A 6478-nucleotide genomic window follows, 5' to 3' on the forward strand; every position below is an offset into this window, starting at 1 on the left:
CAAAGCATGAAGCCCAAGCTAGAAATGAAGGGCATGGCAATCTAGTGAGAGCGAAGGATATGCCCTGCCAACGGACTCAACCTCACCGCCTCGGCCAGATGCTCCGGGGCTAGGTGCGAATAGCGCATTGTCATAGCCAAGCTGGAGTGACCCAGGATCTTTTGCAGGGTGAGGATGTTGCCGCCCTTCTGTATGAAGTGACTGGCGAAGGTGTGACGAAGCGCGTGGCTGGCCTGCCCTTTCGGTAGCTGGATTCCTGATCGAACCAGGGCACGACGAAACGAGCTGATTGAGCCAGTGAACGGGCCATGACGCTTCCAGTGTTCCCTTATGAATGTCTCCAGGGCCGGATCAATTGGCACCGTGCGGACGCGGCTGGATTTGGTCTTACTGTAAGTCACCGAGCCATTACGCAACCGGGCCGGGATTAGCCCTTCTGCCTCAGACCAACGCGCTCCAGTTGCCAGGCAAAGCAGGGTGATCGGTTCGACATGCGGGTTGCCCGAGTGCTTGCGGATGGCGTCGAGCAGAATGGTTACCTGATCATCTGTGAGCCAGGACAGTTCACGCTCATCAATGCGGAATGGCTTCACCAGCTCCAATGGGTTGGCGTAGTCGATCTGGCCAAGGCCACGAAGCTCATTGAACACCGCACGCAGGTAGCCCAACTCATTGTTGAGGGTCTTAGGACTGGTGCCGTTTTCAGAGCGAACGCGCCGATCATGGGCATAGACCGAAGCATCGAGCTTTACAGCTACCGGGTTACGGAGCCGAACGCACATAGCATCGAGCCTAGTCTTTCGACGTAGACCATCCTTGAGCATGTGACCGTGGAGGTCATACCAGAGCGTCACCAATTCCGAGAGCTTGCGCCGATCGGAGGCTTTGGGGTTCCAGCCGGCATCCTTGGCCTTGTTGGACTGAATGAAAATCTCATAACGGAGTGCTTCAGCCTTGGTATCAAACAGCTTGCGAAAGCGTTGACCACGAATGGGCTGAACATCGGCCAGCCAGCGACCATCCTCGAGCCGTTTCACACTCATACGGCACGCCCCCACCTAACATGGCGCTCTTCAAGAATGCCCTTGATGTGCTTATACAAGGCGTCTTCGTCCATGCCCTTAGCGGCATAGTGGTCACGAATTACGGGCCAGCAATCCCAATCCTTGAGGGTGTGAAATGCTCGTCTAGCGCCCACTCGCTCCCGTGCCAGCAGGCTTACGAAGTTTCCCAAGAACAGTTCCACGTTCTTACCGGAGAAACCACGCGACGTTTTGTAATAGCGCTTGTACTCAGTGTCATCGAGCAACGAATCGACAGGCAGGTCTACCCGTACGTCATCACGAATAAGCGTCCAGATTGGGGCGTAGTAGCCAGGACGGATCAACAGTTTGAATTGACGCAGGCCATAGCGCCACAGGCCGTCTAGGTGAGCTGCAAAGCCCTCAAAGGATGATGTGTCGATAATCTGGCCGGTGTGCAGATCGACGGAGCCGCTGGCGAATTGTTGGATGATGGAATGGTGATAGCGAAGCTCTACACGCCAAACGTCCTGGGCTGGGTTGTAGTTGTCGGGGTCTTGATCGTCGAAGCTGTCGCGACGCTTCCAAACGCTTTCCCAGTAGTCGAGCTTGTCAGTAGCTCGGGCTTGCTCGGTCTTGTTGTAGATACAGAGCTGAACGCCACTGGCAGAGCCAAACATAGACGTTTCGCCCCGTCCGTAGGTGCTGGACTTGGTAGCCCAGTTGATTTCGTTAATGCCTGTAATGTCACGGTGAGTGCGGGCCTTACAGTGCATGCGGGCCACCAGATCAGCGGGAGGCGTCCAGCCCTGAAGGTCTAGAGCTAGGTGAACTGCGCACTGGTTAAGCTCAACATGCGTCAGCACCTGGGCGGCGTAAAAATCTAACCGGGCCTGCAGGCGCTCAGGCGACAGGCTGTCGATTGCGTGGGGTGACACTTCGATTTTCAGATGGGGGCCGATGGTGTCTAGCTTGGCGTTGAAGTTCTTCACCAACAGGATGATGCCCAGGTCAGCATTCTGGAGCTTGTACTGGTAACCAGAATCACGCCCTACCCGTCCCGCATGCCAGCGTTGACCAGCAAATTCGACCAAGACACCAGGGTTGTCGAATAACGCCATGATTTCCGGTCGGATCATGCCCCGGTACAACTGGCGCACCGTATCGACGCCGCAACGGAGCAAGCGAACGCCTGACAGGTTAGTGAGCGAGTAATTACCCGGATCAATAAACAAACGTCCGCGCTTGTCTTCTTCTGCCGTGATTGCGTTCAGTCTCATATGGTCTTTAACGATTGCCATTTGGTCACCTATTGCTGATTAATGCGGAAGTTAATTTCTTGTTATCTGACGTGTTACAGGGACGTCAGCGCGCGCTTTTGGCGCGGCGCTCGTCCCTCGCGCATGCGCTAAAAAGCGCATGCGCACGCTCGCTCGCGCCTTCGTTCTGAACCGAGCCACTCTGGCGCTCGCGAGAGCGCGCAAGGCTGGTTTCGGGTTGCTGTTGGGGTTCTTGCTTGAGGTTGGGTCTAGCTGCTGGCTGGGGGCAGTTCTGATCCAGCGCGAGGGCTTTTGCGCCTTGGTTCTCTGGTGGCGGGCTGGCTGTCAACGCGCTCCAGGGCGTAAGGGCGATCAGTAACAGGAGTAGCTGCAGACGCTGGCCGAAGGCAAAGCACACCAAGGGCGCTGCCCTTGTCATCCTGCTCTTGCCGCCGAGGGCTCGGGAGCATGGGGCGAAGAAGCTACCCCATGCTCCCGTTGATAGGCTGTTCATAGGCATACCGCGTCAAGGGTGCGCTGCGCCCGTGCTTCCGTTCGACGGAACGGTGGAGCTGTTCCGACGAGCCGGGAGCGCGGCCCTTGACCCAGCCGAGTTAGGGTGGGCGATGCAGCCCAGTACGTTGCCGGAACCATGCCGGTCGCGGTGCTGCACCGCCCAAATGTTGCGGATTTCATGGAAGAAGACCCGCTCCGGGTAGGGGTCAGTCGTGTCGAAATAAACGGCCATGAAGCAGGCATGGTCACAGATGCCTTCCATGGGCAGGACTACGCCAACAATGTGCATGACCTGAAACATCGATTCCGGCTCATCATCCCAGCGCAATTCCATGAGCGCGGTTTTGCCGATGTAGCTGATAGCAGTGGCAGCATCGGGAGAGAGGCAAGGGCTAGTCATGGCTACAGCCCTCCATCTGATCAGCAATGCGGATGGAGCGGATGTCCTCTAGGTAGGCTTCCACGGGAAACTCTTCACCAGGGCTCATGACCATCAGATAGGCCTGCTTCTGCACACCTTTAACCGGCAGCACGATGCCTATTACGTACCCCGAGCGACAGAACGGCTCAGGATCACCGTCCCACTCAAGCTCGACGTGAACAGGTTTGCCGATGTAGCCAACAGCGGTGACCGCATCCAGGGCATGACTTGGGTTAGGCATGGCTGTAGTCCCCCGCTTTGAACTCGGTTTTACCCTTGAGCAGATCCGCACGCAGGCGAGCGAGGTTGACCATGCGGAAGTCGGCCAGCCGCATGCTGGGGACGGTGCCGTTATCCACCCAGTCGATTGACTCTTCGATGGATATGCCGCTCATTTCGGCAAAGGTCTTAACGCTGCACAGATCCAGGCTGTCGTCTGCCTTGCTCATGGTTGTTTCTCCTGCGGAGGCTGTTCCTTGGCGAAGCTGGCTTCCAGGCGCACGACCATTTCGGCGTTCATCGAGCGGCGAGTAGCGTGGGCGGCTTGTTCGATCAGCAGGCGCAGTGCGGGCGGCACGCGCAACTTGAATTGCGGGTCAGTTCGGCTCATGTGCCTTACTCCTCATCCAGCAGCTGCTGCACCAGCCGCACGACGTTAACCATGGTGCGTTTCCCGACCTTTTTAGAAGGTAGGTAGCCGCGTTCCACCCAGGAGCGAACGACAATCGGCTCATCGCCCATGCCGATCCACTCAGCGAACTTGGGCCAGGGCATCAGGGGCGGTGCACCGTGCAGCTTTTGAGGGTCGAGACCTTCCGTATCCATAAGCTTTAATCCACTATGTTCAGCATTAATCGGCAGCAGTGACTTGCGTACTATGTACTTAAGTAAATAGTACACCGCCGCGCCACCGTGTACATATGACTAAGCGAATTATTTTCAATGGAAGACCCGATAGCTGATAGAGCTATTCAATTGATTGACCTGGCTGGACTCTCTGCCTTCGCTGAATCGGGAACGAAGGAGTACTTCCGCTGGCAGAACGTAAAGAGAGGGCGCGCACGAGTAGGCACGCGAGAGATTGAGGAAATAGGCAAAGTGTTCCCTCAGTACCGCTGGTGGCTTACGACTGGTGAGGTGATGCCAGAAAGCGGACAGGTCAGCCCTGAATATGACGAAGCCAACCGAAACTTGAGCAAACCCGACGCGGGATAGCGATCACCCAGGAAGTGACTAGACGCTGGTACGCCCGAAGGACAGGGAGAGAAAAGGATGAAGGCTGACAGGCATGACGCCCCCGAATGGATCAGAAGCAGCAGCCGCAAACGCGGCAACCTGGGTGTAGTGATACCAGGCCTGATAGGCACCGTTGTCACCATCGGCGCACTTTACGTAGCTAGCCAAGCCTTCCTGCAGGGCACCGTAAAGAACCTGGCCGAAAGCAAGCAGCAGCCAACCGCCCTACCAGTTGCCGAAATCCGTCGAGCCGAGCCCGAGACCGATTGGAGCAAAGTAGTCGAAGAGCAGGCAAGGCGAGACGCAATGTCTCAACCGCAGGCGGAGCTGCCTACAAAAACTGCAACCAAACAAACAGTATTCAATGATCTGAACTACAAACCGAGAGGCGCAGATAATGTGCTGGCCTTCGAAGACACCTATCAACCAATAGAGCCAGAAAAACCCGCCGCAAAAATGCGGGTGACTGTGATCAAAGAAGAGCAAAAGCTAAAAGACTGGGTGTGCGGAAGCCCGAACGGAAGCGTTGAGCAAAGGAACTGCAAGTCTCGCGTTGGACTCCAGTATAGAAATTAGAAACACAATCTAACGCCTCAATACCCGGCGCAGCGTTGCTGCGTCCAGCGCAATAGGAGCTAAGTTGATTAAATTGTTATGGGCTGTCTAACCATCAGATTTAATAGGCTACTCTTTAAGTTCGACTTCTTTTAGTCCCGCCATTTCTGATGGATCAAAAAATCCGCTTGCAGTTACTTTCATAATAGATCCATTAACCAATGAATCTTCTTGCTTAGGCGAGTCATCCCTAGATAAAGGCAACCAACTTGTCGCCTCTCGGTCTTTTCCTTTACTTACTGCAAATGTATTGCTGCCAATACAATCCTCGACAGCCAAAGCATATAAAAGATTACTACTTCTATCGTGAGAAAACTTAAATTGGTGAATTTTAATTCCGACCTTCATAACTATTTTAGGCATATAAACAAGCTGCCCCTTGCTTATGACCATTAGCATCTCACCTTTATCTTTAAAAGGCATTTCAACATTAACTTGGAAGTAACGCGTACAATCTTCGCCGCCATTTATCAGAAAACTCTTCTCATCTATAGATTTTTGACCGTGCGACGAAGCCACTTCCAAATATTCTTCTAGGGTAGCTCCTTTTTTCTTATGGCTAGATACAATTTGGTTTTCCACTGCAGAGAATACTTCAAGCTCACCGGTCTTTTGGTTTAATGATGTAATTTCTTGAAGTATTTTGTCTTTGACCCCAAAATTAAGCGATATTTCCGGATTATATTCTTCATTCGCCCCTACTATTTTTGCAACCATAGTATTTTGGCAGTCAATGGACAAAATAGTTTTAGATGAGATTTGAATATAAAACTCAATTAACCTCCCTGGATTCCCCCACTCTTCAGGAGTTAGGTCTCTAATAACATAAATGTCAATGTTTTTGGCTTTAGCATATAATGCTGCACCAGACTGGTAGCCTAACGTTGTGAAAATCACTCCTTTAGAGGCACCTAAATCTTCCATGCTTGCGTACATGTTTTCAACTTGCTGTCGCTTGACCTTATTTTTCCAGTGCTTGCATTCAATCAACGTGGAATATTTATAGGGTCCTTTTGCGTGTGTCACATAGACATCAATCTGTCGGGGGGCACCGGATAGCCCTGTAAGAGTTACATTCCTTTCTACGATGACATCTTCGCCCTCATGAATTTCCTTTACAAATTCTTCGAAGCCACCCCAGTCTGAAACCACATCCCTTAAATTTGCACTCATCATTTATTTCTCTACGCCTAGACAATTTTCTTTAGGGCAAACTATGAAGCCCTATGCGCTTGCGTAAGGGGGGACAAAAGGTGTCCACCTTGAAGAACTTATTATGTGTTCCTCAGCACTCTAGTAATGACCTGAGGAGTGCTAGTCGAATATGAGTAATCTTGCTCCCACTTATCGATATCAATTGATACGTTTTTATCTATAAATATTAAAAAAATTAACACTCGAATATTGCC

9 protein-coding genes are annotated in these 6478 nt (G+C 52.5%); 1 reads left to right on the plus strand and 8 read right to left on the minus strand.

What is annotated here, in order from left to right; translation table 11 throughout:
• Positions 1 to 41: 41 nt before the first annotated feature.
• The 7 genes from DBR00_RS15880 to DBR00_RS15915 all read right to left on the minus strand — a co-directional run bounded on the left by DBR00_RS15880 (position 42) and on the right by DBR00_RS15915 (position 4043).
• Positions 42 to 1043: a tyrosine-type recombinase/integrase gene (locus tag DBR00_RS15880; protein WP_108538079.1), complete on the minus strand. Its 1002-nt coding sequence runs from the start codon at positions 1041 to 1043 to the stop codon at positions 42 to 44.
• Positions 1040 to 2323 carry a hypothetical protein gene (locus tag DBR00_RS15885; RefSeq protein ID WP_108489585.1) on the minus strand — a complete coding sequence of 428 codons (1284 nt, stop codon included), beginning with the start codon at positions 2321 to 2323 and terminating at the stop codon, positions 1040 to 1042. The genes DBR00_RS15880 and DBR00_RS15885 overlap by 4 nt, the downstream gene beginning before the upstream one ends.
• 484 nt (positions 2324 to 2807) lie before the next feature.
• Complete coding sequence (locus tag DBR00_RS15895) at positions 2808 to 3197, minus strand: hypothetical protein (RefSeq protein ID WP_108489584.1); 390 nt, start codon at positions 3195 to 3197, stop codon at positions 2808 to 2810.
• Positions 3190 to 3459, minus strand: coding sequence for a hypothetical protein (locus DBR00_RS15900; protein ID WP_108489583.1), 270 nt, complete (start codon positions 3457 to 3459; stop codon positions 3190 to 3192). Before DBR00_RS15900 ends, DBR00_RS15895 begins: the two co-directional genes overlap by 8 nt.
• On the minus strand, positions 3452 to 3667 hold the full coding sequence (locus DBR00_RS15905) for a hypothetical protein (RefSeq protein ID WP_108489582.1): 216 nt from the start codon (positions 3665 to 3667) through the stop codon (positions 3452 to 3454). The genes DBR00_RS15900 and DBR00_RS15905 overlap by 8 nt, the downstream gene beginning before the upstream one ends.
• A complete protein-coding gene (locus DBR00_RS15910) occupies positions 3664 to 3828 on the minus strand; it encodes an Arc family DNA-binding protein (RefSeq protein WP_108489581.1) in 165 nt (54 codons plus the stop codon). The genes DBR00_RS15905 and DBR00_RS15910 overlap by 4 nt, the downstream gene beginning before the upstream one ends.
• Before the next feature lie 5 nt (positions 3829 to 3833).
• A complete protein-coding gene (locus DBR00_RS15915; protein ID WP_108489580.1) occupies positions 3834 to 4043 on the minus strand; it encodes a hypothetical protein in 210 nt (69 codons plus the stop codon).
• A gap of 447 nt (positions 4044 to 4490) precedes the next feature.
• Here DBR00_RS15915 and DBR00_RS15925 point away from each other — a divergent pair, with 447 nt between their 5' ends.
• Positions 4491 to 5030 (plus strand): hypothetical protein, encoded by a 540-nt coding sequence (locus DBR00_RS15925; RefSeq protein WP_108489578.1) that lies wholly within the window; start codon positions 4491 to 4493, stop codon positions 5028 to 5030.
• A gap of 108 nt (positions 5031 to 5138) precedes the next feature.
• Here the strand turns inward: DBR00_RS15925 and DBR00_RS15930 are convergent, their stop codons facing one another.
• The gene (locus tag DBR00_RS15930; protein WP_108489577.1) at positions 5139 to 6245 is read right to left on the minus strand and encodes a restriction endonuclease; all 1107 of its coding nucleotides are present in this window, start codon (positions 6243 to 6245) and stop codon (positions 5139 to 5141) included.
• Between the last annotated feature and the right edge of the window lie 233 nt (positions 6246 to 6478).

Origin of the sequence: Pseudomonas sp. HMWF032 (assembly GCF_003060885.1) — a bacterium.
In the GTDB taxonomy this organism is placed as follows: Bacteria; Pseudomonadota; Gammaproteobacteria; order Pseudomonadales; family Pseudomonadaceae; genus Aquipseudomonas.